The sequence below is a fragment of the Frankia sp. CeTa3Moorea genome, assembly GCF_978021225.1.
Genome location: NZ_CDXDOR010000122.1, coordinates 1 through 15198 on the forward strand (window position 1 = coordinate 1; position 15198 = coordinate 15198).

At 70.3% G+C, this 15198-nt stretch carries 10 protein-coding genes; 4 read left to right on the plus strand and 6 right to left on the minus strand.

The features are described 5' to 3' along the window. The first annotated feature begins 498 nt into the window (after nucleotides 1-498). From AC08OV_RS18475 to AC08OV_RS18485, 3 genes are all read left to right on the plus strand, one after another. Complete coding sequence (locus AC08OV_RS18475; RefSeq protein ID WP_476613926.1) at nucleotides 499-1818, plus strand: methyltransferase domain-containing protein; 1320 nt, start codon at nucleotides 499-501, stop codon at nucleotides 1816-1818. A gap of 186 nt (nucleotides 1819-2004) precedes the next feature. Beyond that, nucleotides 2005-4146 carry a hypothetical protein gene (locus AC08OV_RS18480; RefSeq protein WP_476620021.1) on the plus strand — a complete coding sequence of 714 codons (2142 nt, stop codon included), beginning with the start codon at nucleotides 2005-2007 and terminating at the stop codon, nucleotides 4144-4146. 236 nt (nucleotides 4147-4382) lie between these two features. Next, on the plus strand, nucleotides 4383-5957 hold the full coding sequence (locus AC08OV_RS18485; RefSeq protein ID WP_476613928.1) for a Wzz/FepE/Etk N-terminal domain-containing protein: 1575 nt from the start codon (nucleotides 4383-4385) through the stop codon (nucleotides 5955-5957). Between the two features lie 354 nt (nucleotides 5958-6311). On the opposite strand, the gene AC08OV_RS18490 is transcribed toward AC08OV_RS18485, so the two are convergent. From AC08OV_RS18490 to AC08OV_RS18515, 6 genes are all read right to left on the minus strand, one after another. Continuing rightward, nucleotides 6312-7628, minus strand: a complete 1317-nt coding sequence (locus AC08OV_RS18490; protein ID WP_476620022.1) for a hypothetical protein — start codon at nucleotides 7626-7628, stop codon at nucleotides 6312-6314. A 652-nt stretch (nucleotides 7629-8280) separates the two neighbouring features. Then, nucleotides 8281-9075, minus strand: coding sequence for an SDR family oxidoreductase (locus tag AC08OV_RS18495; RefSeq protein WP_476613930.1), 795 nt, complete (start codon nucleotides 9073-9075; stop codon nucleotides 8281-8283). Continuing rightward, a complete protein-coding gene (locus tag AC08OV_RS18500; protein ID WP_476613931.1) occupies nucleotides 9075-9998 on the minus strand; it encodes a phytanoyl-CoA dioxygenase family protein in 924 nt (307 codons plus the stop codon). The genes AC08OV_RS18495 and AC08OV_RS18500 overlap by 1 nt, the downstream gene beginning before the upstream one ends. Beyond that, on the minus strand, nucleotides 9961-10743 hold the full coding sequence (locus AC08OV_RS18505) for an IspD/TarI family cytidylyltransferase (protein ID WP_476593092.1): 783 nt from the start codon (nucleotides 10741-10743) through the stop codon (nucleotides 9961-9963). Before AC08OV_RS18505 ends, AC08OV_RS18500 begins: the two co-directional genes overlap by 38 nt. Beyond that, nucleotides 10740-12158: a DUF4910 domain-containing protein gene (locus tag AC08OV_RS18510; protein ID WP_476613932.1), complete on the minus strand. Its 1419-nt coding sequence runs from the start codon at nucleotides 12156-12158 to the stop codon at nucleotides 10740-10742. The genes AC08OV_RS18505 and AC08OV_RS18510 overlap by 4 nt, the downstream gene beginning before the upstream one ends. Before the next feature lie 20 nt (nucleotides 12159-12178). Further along, nucleotides 12179-13033, minus strand: coding sequence for a sugar phosphate nucleotidyltransferase (locus tag AC08OV_RS18515; RefSeq protein ID WP_476613933.1), 855 nt, complete (start codon nucleotides 13031-13033; stop codon nucleotides 12179-12181). 825 nt (nucleotides 13034-13858) lie between these two features. On the opposite strand from AC08OV_RS18515, the gene AC08OV_RS18520 reads away from it, so the two are divergent. Further along, nucleotides 13859-15198 (plus strand): glycosyl hydrolase (locus AC08OV_RS18520; RefSeq protein WP_476620023.1); only part of this gene is annotated, 1340 nt, incomplete at its 3' end.

Sequence of the window (15198 nt, forward strand, 5' to 3'; positions counted from 1 at the left end):
GGGGCGGGTGTGGGAAGGCATCCCGTGTTCGGAGGGTGGTGCCACGGCTTCCTCTCGGCGACTGTGGGTCAGGTGGGGGGTGGTGTCCACCGGCTAGCATGACCCGGCGTGCGCAGCACCCGTGACCGCCGATCTTCGCCGGAAAATCATCGGGCTGCCGTCGGCGGTGCCGGCGGTGGCATCTCGCCGACGGAAACGAGCGCTCGTCCGGCGGTCGCCGCTGCGGCGGTGGGTGGCGGGTGTCCGGCCGATGACCGGTGCTCGCACGCCCGGGGTTCGCGCTCTCCTCCGTGCCTTCGCCGGCGATCGCCCGGCGGCGTGGCGGCCCGTCCCGGCTTCACGAAGATCATGTTGTTCGCGGGACCGTCGCGTCCTTCTGGTCGGATGGGCGGTCATCATGTCGTTCGGCCTCTCGTTCGGCCTCGCGGCCGGCTGGCACAGCCATTCCCGTCCACCAGATCGTGAAGATCGATGTCGACACCTCACCTAGGGGAACGCATGTCATCCGCAACCCCGGCCCAGCGCGGTAGTGGCACCGCCGAGGCCGACGCGACCCAGAAGCAGGATGCTCCCGGCGGCCTCGCCACGGCGGTAACCGCCTGCCGGTCCTGCGGCGGACCGGCCCCGCGCCTGTTCCTCTCCCTGGGGTCCACCCCCATCGCCAACCGCCTGGTGCGCGCCGACGCCCTCGACACAACCGATCCGTCGTTCCCGCTTGAGGTCGGCTTCTGCGAGGCCTGCGCACTCGTGCAGCTCACCCACGAGCTGCCGGCGTCCGAGATCTTCGACGAGGACTATCCCTACTTCTCCTCGTTCTCCGACATGCTCGTCCGCCACGCGGAGAAGCACGTGATCGACCTGATCGCGAGCCGCAACCTCGGGCCGGACAGCCTGGTGGTCGAGGTCGCCAGCAACGATGGCTACCTGCTGAAGGCGTTCGTCGAGCGGGGCATCCCGGTCCTCGGGATCGAGCCGACCCCCGGCCCGGCCGCGGCCGCCCGGGAGGCGGGCGTGCCGACCCGCGAGGAGTTCTTCGGCGCGGAGCTCGCCCGCCAGCTCGTCGCGGAGGGCCGCAAGGCCGATGTGATCATCGCGAACAACGTGATGGCCCACGTCCCGGACCTCAACAGCTTCGTCGAGGGCTTCTCGATCCTGCTCGCCGACGGCGGCCTCGTCGACGTCGAGAACCCCGGGGTCGGCGCGTTGCTGGTCCACACCGAGTTCGACACGGTCTACCACGAGCACTTCTGCTACTTCTCCACGATCGCGGTCGACGTCCTGATGCGCCGGCACGGCCTCGCGCTCGTCGGCGTCCAGGAGTTCCCCGAGCTGCACGGCGGCACCCTGCGGTGGAGCATGCAGCACACCGCCGCCGCGGAGCCGGCCGAGTCGGTGGCGGCGGTGCTCGACGCCGAGCGGGCCGCCGGGCTCGACACGTTCGACCGGTACGCCAGCTTCGGCGACGACGTCCGCGCCGTGCAGGACGAGCTGGTGGCGTTGCTGCGCTCGCTGCGCGCCGACGGTAGGACCATCGCCGCCTACGGCGCGGCGGCCAAGGGAGCGACCCTGCTGAACTCCAGCGGCATCGGCACCGACCTGCTCGATTTCGTCGTCGATCGCAACATCCACAAGCAGGGCCGGTACCTGCCCGGCGCCCGGTTGCCGATCCTCGATCCCGCCGTCCTGCTGGAGCGGCAGCCTGACTACCTGCTGCTGCTTGCGTGGAACGTGAAGAAGGAGATCATCGCCCAGCAGGCCGAGTACGCCGCGCGCGGCGGCTCCTTCATCGTGCCGGTTCCCCGGCCCGTAGTGCTGTAGGCAACCCATCGTGGTCTCAGGCCGTCGTTATTTCCGTCCGCGGTTGTGCGGACCCTGCTCGCTGGGCTGGCCGAGCCGGTCGGGCTGGTCGGGAGAGCGGGTATGACGGACAGCGACGGGGACCTGAGAGCCCCGGGTGGGGAGGACGACTCCCCATCCGAGGGTTCCCCTGATGAGACCCGGTACGTGCCACGATCGCAGCGCCCCGCGCGGGCGACCGGGCAGCGTCCCGGCGAGCGGACCGAACGTCCCGGCGAAGGGTTCGAACGCCGTGGCGACCGCCGACCCGGCGAGGGTTTCGAGGTGGTCACGGGGCCGGTCCGCCCGCAGCCCGCTCCGGCGCCGCGGCCGGGGCCCGGGCCGTCCGGGCCCGCGATCCAGCCGCCCGTCGGCGACCCGCACCTGTCCCAGCCGTCATCCCGCCCGGTGACGCCCCCTGTCCGTCCGGGTGCCGGCCAGCCACCGCCCGGCGTCGTCACCGCCACGATGGACCTGAGCGCGCTGCAACGCCGGTTGCGGGCGGAGAAGACCGAGCTCCTCCATCGGGTCGAGGGGCAGGCTCCCCGGCATCGCCGCTCGGACCGGCGGGCGCGCCGAACCGACGAGACCGACCCGGAGAGCACGCAGATCTTTCCGCGCCAGCCCCCCGCCGGGCGTGACGGCCGATCTCCCGGGGCGGGCGCCGCGCGGTCCCGCGGCCGACGAAGGCTCGCCGCGGCAGGCGGCGGCGAGCGTGCCGCGGCCGCGTCCTTCGGGCCGGGGCCCGGTAACGGGGCTGAGGGCCTGGCGGACGATCTGACCGGCGGCGAGGGTCCGGGCGGCGAGGGTCCCGGCGGCCGTGGCGGAGCCAGGTCGAAGGCGATCTGGACGCTGATGGACCAGGCCGTCTCCAGTGCGACGAACGCCGCGATCTCGTTCCTGATTGCCCATCAGGTCAGCGACGTCGAGTACGGCGCGTTCGGTATTGCGTACACGTTGTTCTCCATCGTCATCGGCCTGGTCCGTGCCGGGAGCTGCATGCCGCTGAGCATGTTCTACTCGAGTGTCACCCGGAGTGACTTCCGGGCGGCGGCCACCGCCACCACCGGCTCGTCGTTCGTCTTCGGCGTGGCCGTGGGAATCACGTTCGTCGGCCTGGGCCTGCTGCTCGGCGGCCCGGTCGGGTCGTCGTTGTCGGCGATGGGCCTCGTGCTGCCCGGCCTGCTGCTGCAGGATGCGTGGCGCTATGTCTTCTTCGCGATGGGGAAGCCCTTCGGCGCCTTCGTCAACGACACCGTCTGGGCGGTCGTCCAGATCCTCGGGATCTTCCTGCTCATCCACCGCGGTGTGACCGCATCCCCGCCGCTGCTGCTCGCCTGGGGGGCCTCGGCTCTCGTCGCGGCCCTGCTGGGGATAGCCCAGGCCGGCTTCTGGCCGTCGCCCGGCGAGACCCTTCGATGGCTTCGCAGGAACAAGTCGAACTCCGCCTACCTGGCGGCGGAGTTCATCACTGTCCAGGGCGCGATGCAGACCTCGCTGCTGGTGATCGGAGCGGTGGGTTCACTGGCGACGGTGGGCGCCCTGCAAGGCGCGCGCACGCTGCTCGGCCCGACCACGGTGGTCGGGGTGGGGGTCGTGAGCTTCGCGTTGCCGGAGTTCTCCAAGCGGACCTCCATGACCCGCCACGCCCGGGAGCGCGCCGCCTACGCTCTCTCGGCCCTCGTCCTCGCCATTGGCACGGCGTGGAGCCTGATCTTCTACCTCCTTCCGGAACGTTACGGTCAGGTGTTGTTGGGCGACTCGTGGGATGGCGTCAAGAACATCCTGGGGCTGTCGATCCTGCACTATCTGGCCGCGTCGGTCGCGGTCGGACCGGCATGTATGGTCTACGCACTCGGAAAAACCAAGATCACATTCTGGGTCAATGCAGCCTTTGCGCCAATGTTGTTTGGTTTTCCCATCATTGGGTTGCTTGTCGGGGGCGCGCGGGGCGCGGTCGTCGGCTATAACATCGCTTTCTGGTCCATTGCACCGGTGTGGTTTGTACTGCTCCGCCGGCTCGGTCGGGAGCACGACGTGGAGCAGGCCGCGCTACGGGACGCGGCGCGGGCGGCGCGGGGCGGCTCCGGGCCTGCTCCCGCCCCGGCGGGGCCGGGAGGACGAGAGTTGCCGCGCCCGCGCCGGGCCGGGATGAGCGACGCACGCCGGTCGAGACGGTCGAACGCCGGCGAATCTGACCATCGAATGGATCCCGTGGATGATGTCGAGGATGTGGATGTCGCTCCGGAGCACGGCCCTCGCCGGCCTGGTCACGGAACCGGATCGCGGCGTGGTGGGCGGGGCACCTGAGCGTCCGTGCGGCGTCAGTCATAGCTATAGACCGTTTACTATCCGCTATCGGCTATGCTCACAAATCGGTTCCGTCAGATCTAGACCGTGGTCCGGCAATCGGGCCGGATGCTCCTGTGGGGGGCCACATTGAGTTCGCTTCATGTCCCGCTGGAGGAGTCGTTGCGTCGTCTCACCGGCACTCCGATCCGGGTGCGGGCCCGGTCCGCTCGTTCTGAGTCCGTGGCGGGTGCGTCATGAGTCGCAACGTGCAGGCGGGCAACGAGACCAGCCGGGCTCCCTCCGCCCCGTCCCTGCTTCGTATCCTCCAGCCACGGCTGCTGGTCGTCGCCATCGTCGTGGTCATCTTCGCGGCTCTGGCGGCCGCCTACTCCAAGACGCAGACGGCGACCTACCGGTCGAGTGCCCGGGTCTTCCTCTCGACGGACTCGGGTACGCTCGGTGCCAACTCGGTCGACGCGACCCGCTTCGTGCAGACCCAGGCGCAGTTCGCCCAGTCCTCGGCGGCCGTCGCGGAGATCGCGAAGGAACTCAAGCTGCCCGAGGTGGACGTCGCCGCCCGGCTCAGCACCTCGCCGTCCGACGAGGGCTACTTCTTCGTCATCGAGGGGAAGGGCTCGAGCCAGCAGGGGGCGGACGCGCTGGTCAAGTCGGCCGAGGATGCCTACAGCAAGCTCTTGACGACTTACGGCCCCAACAGCCAGGCGAATATCAGCGCCATGATCAAGCTACGTGACGGGCTGGTGGCGGAGCAGGCCGCCGCGGGTCAGGGAGCCGGTATTGCCGGGAGCGTCGACAATACCGTCCGCAACACGCAGATCGCGAACCTCAACACGCAGATCGCCACCGCCCGCACCGCCTCCGCGCTGGCGAGCACGTCGATCAAACTGGCCGAGCCGCCCGTCGCCGGGGGCCAGAGCGGGCCGAACCTGTTCCGTAACACGCTGGTCGCTGCGATCGTCGGGCTGCTCGGTTCGATCGCGGCAATCTGGATCATGTATCAGCGCCGGCCCACGATCCTCGACCCGCACAACCCGTCCGACACCCTGGGCGTGCCGCTGATCGCAGTCCTGGCGCCGGGACGGACCACCGCCAGCGCGGCCGAGACCCTGGTCTCGGCGATGTCCGCGGTGATGTCCCCGACGAGCAAGGTGGTCGCGTTCACCCCGGCGTCGCGGGGGGACCTGACCGCTGACCTCGTCGCCTCCGTGGCCGCGGCCTGGTCCGATGATCAGGGCGTCGTCCTGATCCTGGACACCTCGCCGTCGTCCGAGGTGCGGGGAGTTCTCGAGGGACTGCCCCGAGCGACCTCCGGGGAGCTGCCTCGCTGGGCGCACGAGCCGACCTGCCTGGCACGCTCGTCCGGCACCGGGCGGGGGCACATCCTCTACAACCGAGTGTCGCCGGCCCGGGCCGCCCGGCCTGGTGGCCTCGCCCCGATCCTCGCCGACCGGGCGCCGGTCGTCGACCTCGTCATCCTTGTCACCTCGGCGCTGGCCGAGCTGCCGATGACCGCGGCCTCCGCCATCCAGGCCGACGCCGTCGTGGTCATCACCTCCACCGAAACCAGTCTCAAGGAGCTCGAGCAGGTGCCGCGGGACTGGCCGGCGCTCGCCGAGCGAGTCGTGGGCGTCGTGCACGACGGCCGGACCGGCATCCGCCGGGCCGTCGCGGCGGCCCCGGAGCGTCGTTCGTCGGTCGACACCATCACCTCCAACTCCCCGGTGGGGGACTCGGCTCCGGTGAGCAAGCGGGGCGGCGGCGTGGACTCGGAGGCCACCGACCGCTACGCCCGCCCCGGCAAGCGTTAGGACAGCCCGTAGCCGCGAGGGTCCGGGGCCCCGAGGTTCCCTGATTCATTCCAGACGGCTCTGGATTCTAGACGGCCCTGGATTCCAGGAGGCGCAACGCCGGTATGACGAGCCGGGCGGTCAGCGTAATCTGACCGTCCGGCTTTTCGTCGTACCGGCTCCTCGTGGTATGCCCAGTCCCGGTCCCAGTTCCGGCCATCGCGATGGTGAGGCGAGCGGAACCGTTAGTCCGTCCTCGGTGGCTCGACACGGGGACCCGCGGCGAGCACGGGCGGGATGGCGGTCTGTGTGGACGGCGCCATCCGCGCGATGTGGTGCGGTCGCGCGTGCCGTGCCGTGGGTCAGATCGCGGCGTCAGATCGCGGCGAAGGACCGGCCCGGCACGGGAGCCGGTGGGAGCGGCGGTGACGACGCTCCCGGATCCCCTTGGAGCCTGACGGCCTCCTCTGGGGTCACCGTGAACCAGGTGACGAGCAGGAGGCCGAGCCCGGTGACGACCGGGGCCAGCAGGCCTCCGGACAGCACGCTATAGAAGATTAACACAGACCCGGAGAGCACGAACGACTGCGAGCCGCGTACGAACATCGCTACCACCAGACCGATGAACGCGGTGGTCCCGACGACGCCGTACTCGAGGATCAGCTTGGGTAGGAGGGCGTAGTTCAGCGGTAGTCCGGTGCGGTGGTAGAACGCGGCGGCGTCCCGGTCGGCGAACCCGGGCCCCCAGCCGAACGCCACCGTCATCGGATCGCTGCCGAGCGCGTCCCAGGTCCGCTGGTACGGCTGGACGAAGCGCAGGCTGCCGCTAGACGTCGATGAGGACGTCTCCGTGGCACGCGCGGCGAAGATATCCGACGCCGGGGTGAAGCTGATGATCAGCGCCACGAGGCTCACCCCGAGCAGGGCGGTGAGCGCGAATCGGGCGCCCTTGTGAACGGCCAGCAGGACGCCCGCGCAGGCCAGCAGGAGCAGACCGGTGCCAGAAACGGTGCTCAGGATGGCCAGCACAAACATGATCATGCGCCACCAGCCGCCGTTACGCAGTGTGCAGACCACGATACCGAAGCCGAGGAACTGCGAGCAGAACGACGCCTCGAGGCAGATGAAGGCGTTCGACTTGTACAGCGACGAGCCATACTGCACGGGGTAGGACGTGTTGAACCCCTGCATCAGGAACTGCGACGGCACGGCGTTCTTGACGACGTCGGTGTATGGAACGCCGACGAGCTGAATGGCGAACTGGAACAGGGCGAGACCGGCGAGCACCGTGATCATGATTAGAAAACGGTCCAGCAGCCGGGGCAGGAGAGCGCGGGCGTCCGCGCCGCGCAGGCCGAAGAGGAACGGCACGTATGTCGCCAGCAGCAGCAACAACGAGGTGAAGGACGTGTCGTCGTTCTGCTGGAGGAAGGAGACGAGTGCCGAGGCCGAACATGCCGTCATCGCGACGAGGTAGGTGGTCACCCGGCCGGAGTTGTACGTCAGACCTCCGCGCCGCAGCATCAAGGCCGCGCAGACATAGGTGATCGGCAGGATTACCTGAACCTGTGAACTGCCCACCGGGAAAGCGATCCGTTGCAGGAAGATCTCGCAGAAGAGCAGAATCGTCAGCATCCGGAGGGTGGCGTCGTTGACCGACTTCCCGCTGCCGGCCTCCTGGGTCGGGATCACCCACGACCGTGGAATCCTGGTCGTGAGCGTGGTGGTGACCACTGGTTCCCGTCCCCCGTTCCTGGTCAGTGGGCTCCCGGGCGCCGCGCCCGGCGGCGGGGCCCGGCGATGGAAGCCCATCGGCACGTCGGCACGTCGGCACGTCGGATAGCTGGCGCGACGGGCGGACGGCGCGGGCGGTTCAGTGTATCCGGGGCCCTCGTGCCGTCTCGCAAGGCGGTCTCCGTGCCGTTTCCGGAGCGCACGGTCCCGTCTTCGTCACGTCTCGCAGCCAGCTGGTGGGGGCTCTTCGAACCCGGCGCGGGCGGTGAATAATAGCGGTCGTCCGACCCGACAGTCATCGGTTTGCATCCGTGTAGATCGGTGCCGCCACGAGGGACCCAGCTCGGGAACCCGCCTGGCGGTGACACGCGTTTGTCGTACCAGGACGGCGTCATCGCCGCGGTGATATTCGATTTTGGTCTGCCTCGGGTTCGGACCGGTCATCATCGCCGTTGTGGCGGTTGTGCAGGATCTGCCTGGTCCTGGATCTGGTCCTGGATCTGGTCCTGGTCCCGAGGCCGGGACCGTGCCGTCGGCGGACTTCTAGGCCTCGGGGCCCGTGGGCTCTGGCGCGCCCACGGGCCCCGAGTCGTTGCGCAGCGGGAGCGCGTCAGTAGCTCTTCTTCGCCGGCCGCAGGTGTAGCTCGGTGATCTCCGCGGTGGGTGGGAGCCGGATCAGGTAATCGACGAGATCGGCCACGTCGGCCGCTTGGACGAGTAGCTCGGGCGCGTACTCACGGCCTTCCCGGGCGTAGATCGCCTCCTGCCGCGGGGTCGCCGTACGGCCGAGATGGATGGTAGTCACCCGGATGCCGTCGGCGTTGATCTCCTGGCGCAGGCTGTCGGCGAACCCCCGCATGGCATGCTGGGTGGCGGCGAACACGCTGGTGCCCGCGCCGGCCCGGATGCCCTGGGTGGAGTTGACGATGACGATGTCGGCGCCGCGGTCGGCCCCAGCGACCCGCAGCGCCGGCAGCAGTCGCTGGGTGAGCGCGTACGGTGCCCGGACGTTCGCGAGGTACTGGGCGTCGAGATCGGCCAGCGACACGGCGTCCACCCGGGCGCTTCCGTAGGCGCCGGCGCTGTGCACCAGATGATCGACGCGGCCGTAGCGGCCCGTGACCTCGGCGGTGAACGCGACGACGGCCGCGTCGTCGGTCAGGTCGAGGCACACCGGCGTCAGGGTGCCTGGCCCGCTCGCCTCCTTGCCGAGGGCATCGAGTCGGGTCTGGTCGCGCCCAAGCGCGAGGACGGTGGCTCCGTCCGAGGCCAGCAGCAGCGCGGTGGCCCGGCCGATGCCGCTCGATGCACCGGTCACCACAGCGACCTGCCCGGCGAGCGGAACCTCGTCCGCCGCCGGGCCGTCCGCGCCTGCGCCCGCGCCCGATCCGTTCGGGGCCGCCATCAGGCGTTCTGGTGGGAGAACACCAGTACCGCGTCCTCCCGCGGTGGCGCGGTGTCGTAGGTCAGGCAGATGTCCTCGGGGATCCGGCTCAGGTCGGTGCCACGCAGGTAGTCCCGCATGGTCGTGCCGGTGCACTCCGCGTCGACGTTTGGCGCTCCGACGTGGTTGACCACGTCGTCGAAGTGGACGGTGCGGAAGTCCATGCTGAACCGGGTGCGGCCGGAGTTGTTCGGCACCGAGGAGTGCAGCTGGGCCGCCGAGAAGATCATTATTCCGCCGGAGGGGGCGACCACCCGGGTCTGCGGAAAGATTTCCACCTCCTCCTCGGGCTTGGGCTGCTTGCGACTGTCGGACTTGATGTGTTTCGCGGCGTCGGCCCGGTTCTTCGCGTTCCACTCGTAGTAGTCGTAGTCGCGGGAACCGTTCTTCACGCCCTGGGAGAAGTAGCGCGGGTGGAAGGCCATGGCGTTCTCCGGCACGATGTCGAAGATCGGCATCCACCAGTTGAGCTGGCAGAACGGTGCCGAGTACCAGGTGTCGCGGTGCGGGTGGAAGGCGTAGGCGATGCCCGAGGTGAGGTAGTCGTCCGACGTCGAGGTCCGCAGCCGGGGCACGTCGAAGTAGGTCTTCGACAGGTCGCAGCCGTGCTCGGCGAGAATCGCCGGCAGCAGCTCCTTGCAGGTGGGGTGGTGGATGAACCGTGGCTTCAGCTCGGCGAGCAGGGCCGCGTAGTCCTCGACCGGCATGTGGTATTGCGCCGTCTCGGGGTCGAGATCGCCGAAGGCCTCGCGGATCAGGGCGCGGCTGAACTCGACGAACTCCCGCGTCGCGGGCCTGGGCGCGTAGACGAACAGCTCGCCGGCGTAGAGCCTCGCCCGCCGCTCGTCATCGGACAGCGTGGACTCGACCAGTACCGAACTCATCAGGTTCCCCCTCGGAACGAACATGGGTGAGAAGCAGCCGGGCCATGGCGAGTTCGTCCGGCGTGGTGACATGGATGTTCGCCGGCTCGCCGGGGATGACCACGACCAGGCCGCCGGCCGCGGCGACCATCGCCGAGTCCTCGACGGCCTCGCGGGCCCCCGCGTGCACGGAGCGCAGCAGGTCCGCCCGGAAGGCGTGCGGGGTCTGCACGAGCCGGTGAGTCTCCCGCGGCAGTGAGGCCCCGGTGACCAACCGGGGGGTGTCGTCGGGGAGGCCGTCGATCACCGTCGAGTGGATCTCCTTGACGACCTCGGTGAGCGGGAGGCCGGGTACGGCCGCGTCGGCGCCGGCGCGGACCTCGTCGACGACCCGCTGGTACAGGGCGGGAGTCGCGAGCGGATGGGCGGCGTCGGTGATCACGATGATCCCGGCGTCCGCGGGCACGGCCGCCAGCCCCGCCCGGACGGACTCGGCCCGGGTGGCGCCGCCGGCGACGACCCGCACTCCGTCCGGCGGTGACCAGTGGCCGATCAGGGCGGCGGGGACGACCACGGCGATGCCGTCACTGGCGGGCCGCGCTGCCGCGACCGGGTGGGCGAGCAGGGGCTCACCCCCGAGGTCGAAGAACTGTTTCGGCCCGCCGAAACGCGTGCCGCCGCCGCCGGCCAGCACGATCGTCCAGACCGGGCCGCTGTTCCCGGTGCTCCCCGCGCCGTTGGTGACGGCGACAGCGGTGTCGGTCACCGCTGGGCTCCCGCGGGCGCGGCGCTGGTGACGTCGCTGAGCAGATCGACGCCCGCCAGGGCGTCGGCCGCCGCCGCGACGGTGTCGAACGGCAGGTCCGCGCGGTCGGCGATGTCGAGCAGGCTGCGCGTGCCGTCGGCCAGGTTCAGCACCCACAGCAGGCCCATCTCGATCGCCTGGCGGTTCATGGTGGCCCCGATGGCGCGGTACAGGCCTCGCCGGCCGAGCTGCGGCTCCCCGTAGGGGGCGGTGTTGCGCCAGATGCGGTCGCGCTCGCAGATGGCGATCGTCCGCAGCAGGATCGCGAACGAGTCGGCCAGTGACTCCGGGGTCACGAAGTCGAGGTCGTCCGCGGACGTGTGGTACTGCGGATAGTCGCCGTGCTGGCCCCGCCCGAACCGGCCGACGGGCAGGTCGAAACCGGGGGAGCAGAACTGCCGTTCGTCGTAGCCGTAGGGGGAGAAGTCGATGGCCCGGTGCGGCCGCCCGGTCTCGGCGAGCGCCGCGGCCGCGGCCCGGTCGACGACGGCGTCACCCCGCCGGCTGCGCTTGTAGGTCGGGTCGGAACGGTCGCCCAGGCCGGTCAGCACCAGCCCGTGCCGAATGCGCCCGACGGTGTCGCGGTTGCGCGCGAGCCAGGTGATCGATCCGATCGTGCCGGGGATGAACAGCAGCCGGAAGGTGTGCCGGCGGGGCAGCCTGGCCAGGGTGCGGGCCAGCAGGGTGGCCGTGGCGATGCCCGAGCAGTTGTCGTTCGCCATCGCCGGGTGGCAGGTGTGGGTCGTGATGAGGAACTCGTCGTCCGTGGTCCCGGGCAGCACGATCTCGCCGTAGGTCAGCGACCCCGCGGTGAGGGTGGTGTCGATCTCCACGCCGTACTCGCCGTCGGGCAGCGCGGCGAGCTGCCGGTCGGTCAGGCAGAAGCCCCAGTTCTCGGTGTAGTAGGAGGTCCGGTAGGGCACCCAGTCCGGGCGGTCCGGCATCGAGAACAGGTGCGGGCGCAGCTCGTCGAGGGACAGCCGGGCGCGGACCGGTGTGCTGTACCCCAGCAGGTGCAGCGGGTTGTCAGCGGCGTCGACGATGGTCTTGCCGTCCGGGCCGGTCAACCGGGCCGAGGTGACGTTCCATTCCCGGGGCACGGTCCAGTCCAGGACCGGTGTCCCGCTGGGGACCTCGTGCACCGTGAGCGCGGGCTCCGGGCCGAGCGCCCGCGCGACGGTGGCGAGCGTCGTGCGGACACCGTCCCCGGTGATGCTGCGCGCGGGGGGCAGCAGGGTGGCGACCAGGTCGTGCAGCCACGTACCCGGGTCGGCGCCTGCCGTCGCCGCGTACTCGCTTGCGCCGCCGGGGTCGGAACCGCTCAGGGGGGAACCGTTCGGCTCGGGACCGCCGGAGCCGCGGGAGGAATCGCTCATCGCTGGACCCGTCCGGAACCTCAGCCGGCCCAGACACGCCAAGGCGCGGCACCGGAATCCCAGAGCTGGTTCAGCTCGGTCCAGTCGCGGAACGTGTCCATACCCATCCAGAATCCGTCGTGGGTGTGCAGGGTCAGCTCACCGTCCCGGGCCAGCTGCTGCAGCGGGTGACGCTCCAGCAGCAGTGCCGGGTCGTCGTCGAGGTACTTGTCGATGAACTCGCGCTCGAAGACGAAATATCCCCCGCTCACCCAGCCGGTCTGCGGCGGCTTCTCGGCGAAGAGGGTGACGGCGTTGCCGTCCGTGGTCAGCTCGCCGTAGCGACTCGACGGCCGGACGCCGGTGACCGTCCCGATCCGCCCCGACGCCAGGTGGTCGGCGAGCACCGCGCCGATATCGACGGCACCGACTCCGTCGCCGTAGGTCAGCATGAACCGCGGGCCGGTCAGGTACTGGGCGACCCGGCGCAGCCGGGCTCCGGTTCCGGTGAGTAGGCCCGTCTCGGCGAAGGTCACCTCCCACGCCTCGTCGCCCACGGTGTTGTGGAACTGGGGGGTGTGGTCGTCGGAGAGCGTGAGGGTGAAGTCGGCGACCTGCGCACGGTAGGCGAGGAAGTAGTTCTTGATCAGATCGCTCTTGTAGCCGAGGCAGAGCACGAACTTACGGAAGCCGTAGTGCTCGTAGGTCTTCATGATGTGCCACAGCACCGGCTTGCCGCCGATGTCCACCAGCGGCTTGGGTAGTTTCTCGCTGGCTTCCCGCAGCCGGGTTCCCATCCCGCCGCACAGGATCACGACGGGGATGTCCGCCACGTCGGGAATCTCGCTGGTCTGGGCGATCTCGATGCTCAAGGCTGTTGCGTCTCCCGTGCTCATGCCCCGGTCCGGACGCACTCGGGGCGGATGGGCGTCGATGGCCTGGTCGTCGCGGGACCGCGATGCGCTCCGGGCGACCCGGGACAGCCGTCCCGCGGGCCGGCTGGTCGTGACCGGTGGGGGCAGCCACCGGGCGGTCCGGCTGCGCGGGCGGCGCGTTCTCACGCGGGTGAGGACGTCGCTGCTCGCCCGCGAACGTGCGTGCGGGCGTGATCCCGTGGCAACGGTACCGTATGGGCCTTTGCCGGCTGGTGGTGTCCCTACGAACCCGCGCGTGCGGCATAGACCCCACAACCCCGCGGGCCTCCCATGCGTCTGACTCCGGTAACTCCCGTGACTCCCCTGACTCCGGTGACTCTGGGACCGGATGACGGTTTCGGTGGGTCGGGTGCGCCTGTCGAACGATTCTCTCGGAGCGGGAGGGTTGGTCTACGGATGGTCGATCGTTGCACTGCGTGATAAGCCGAGGCCGCCGAAGGCACACTTCGTCGGTGGTTGTTACTGTTTGGCGATCACTCTCGGATTACCGAACGAGTCTCGGCTCAGGTGTCGACGGTGATGGCGGACCTCGTTGCGAGTCACCGGATCGGGGAGAGTGCCGCCCTTGACCGTACTTTTGCGTTACATGAATAAAAATGACTTTATAGGTAGAAACGTACGACTGGGGTGATGCGGGTGCGCGGGCGCTCCTGGTCGGATGACCCTCCGGCCGGCCGCTGGCCGGTGGACGGATCGCCATCCTCGGACCAGGACGGCACGGTGCGCCACTCCGAGGCGGATCCGCCCCGTTCGGCCGATCGGTGGCTCGCCGGTGGAAGCGCCGGCATGCCGACCCCGTCCCGGGGCGAGTGGCTGGACGCCCGGCTGCTCCCGCTGCGCCGTCGCCGAAGTGACACGACGACGCGGATGCTCCGTTCCCCCAGCGAGGGTTCCCCCACCGAGCTGGTCCACATCCGCCGCAACGGTGCTTCTTGCGACGCGCGTGGCGGCCCGGTCACAGGCCCCGCCGGGGACCGGGCGGACCCGGCGCGGGCACGTCCGGACGGTGCCACCACGACCGTGTTCCATTGGCACGGGCGGCAGGCCCCGGCCGGTAAGGGGCTGGACACGCCGGACACGAACGTCCTGGCCTGGGGCGTGCCGGCTCGAGGCGTGCCGGCTCGAGGCGTGCCGGCCCGGGACGTGCCGGCCCGGGACGTGCCGGCCTGGGACGTGCCGGCCTGGGACGTCCCAGCCTGGGACGGGCAGGTACCGGACGCGCGTGTTCGGGCGGACGACGGCGGTGGGCCTGGCCCGGGTCGTCCATCTCGCGTCGCCGGTTGGATCACCGCGCGCCCCGGGGGCCGAGCCGGCCGAATCCCGCGTCTCCCGCTCGTCGCGGTCTCGATCGCGGTCGTGCTCGCCCTGACCGCCCTGACCGCCTGGGTTCTGGCGCCCTCCGGAGGACACCCCACGGACACAGCGGCCGGCGGCCCGACGTCCGCCCCGCCGACGCCGCCCCCGCCGCAGTCGCCGCCCGCGCGGTCGCCGGGCTCCGGCCTCTCGCCCGCACCGGGGGTCCAGCCGCCGGTCACCGCGTCCCGGGTACAGCGGGCCGCCACGACCGGTGAGTTTCCCACGGGGGTCGCCGCGCACACGTTGGCGCAGGCGAACCGCTGGGCGGAATTCCGTGGCCGGCCCAACGACGTCGTCGTCATGTACACCGAGCGGTCCAGCTGGCGGGCGATCGTCGAGCCCTGGATCGGGCGCGACGCCTCGACCTTCGCCGAGTTCTCTGGCATATGGGTCATCAGCCAGCCGCTCTTTCCAGACCAAGGGCCGGAGAAGGGCAACCTCGCCGACTGTGCGGCCGGCCGCTACGACGCCGAGTGGCGGCAGTTCGGCCGCTGGCTGGTGAGCATGGGGCGGGGCGACTCGTTCGTCCGGCTGGGCTGGGAGTTCAACGGACTGTGGTTCGCGTGGGCGGCCACGGACCCGCAGCAGTGGGTGCAGTGCTTCCGCAACGCCTCGTCGGCGATCAAGGCCACCAGCCCGCGGGTCCGCATCGACTGGAACCTCAACGCCCACGGCTCGACCACGTCGGTCGGCGCCTTCGATCTCTACCCGGGTGACCAGTACGTCGATGTCATCGGGGTCGACACCTACGACCAGTACCCGCCGAGCCC

What these genes read in the sequence shown, in the direction of transcription:
- AC08OV_RS18475 (WP_476613926.1), top strand. Translation starts at nt 499, where the DNA reads ATGTCATCCGCAACCCCGGCCCAGCGCGGTAGTGGCACCGCCGAGGCC.
- AC08OV_RS18485 (WP_476613928.1), top strand. Translation starts at nt 4,383, where the DNA reads ATGAGTCGCAACGTGCAGGCGGGCAACGAGACCAGCCGGGCTCCCTCC.
- AC08OV_RS18495 (WP_476613930.1), bottom strand. Translation starts at nt 9,075, where the DNA reads ATGGCGGCCCCGAACGGATCGGGCGCGGGCGCAGGCGCGGACGGCCCG.
- AC08OV_RS18500 (WP_476613931.1), bottom strand. Translation starts at nt 9,998, where the DNA reads ATGAGTTCGGTACTGGTCGAGTCCACGCTGTCCGATGACGAGCGGCGG.
- AC08OV_RS18510 (WP_476613932.1), bottom strand. Translation starts at nt 12,158, where the DNA reads ATGAGCGATTCCTCCCGCGGCTCCGGCGGTCCCGAGCCGAACGGTTCC.
- AC08OV_RS18515 (WP_476613933.1), bottom strand. Translation starts at nt 13,033, where the DNA reads ATGAGCACGGGAGACGCAACAGCCTTGAGCATCGAGATCGCCCAGACC.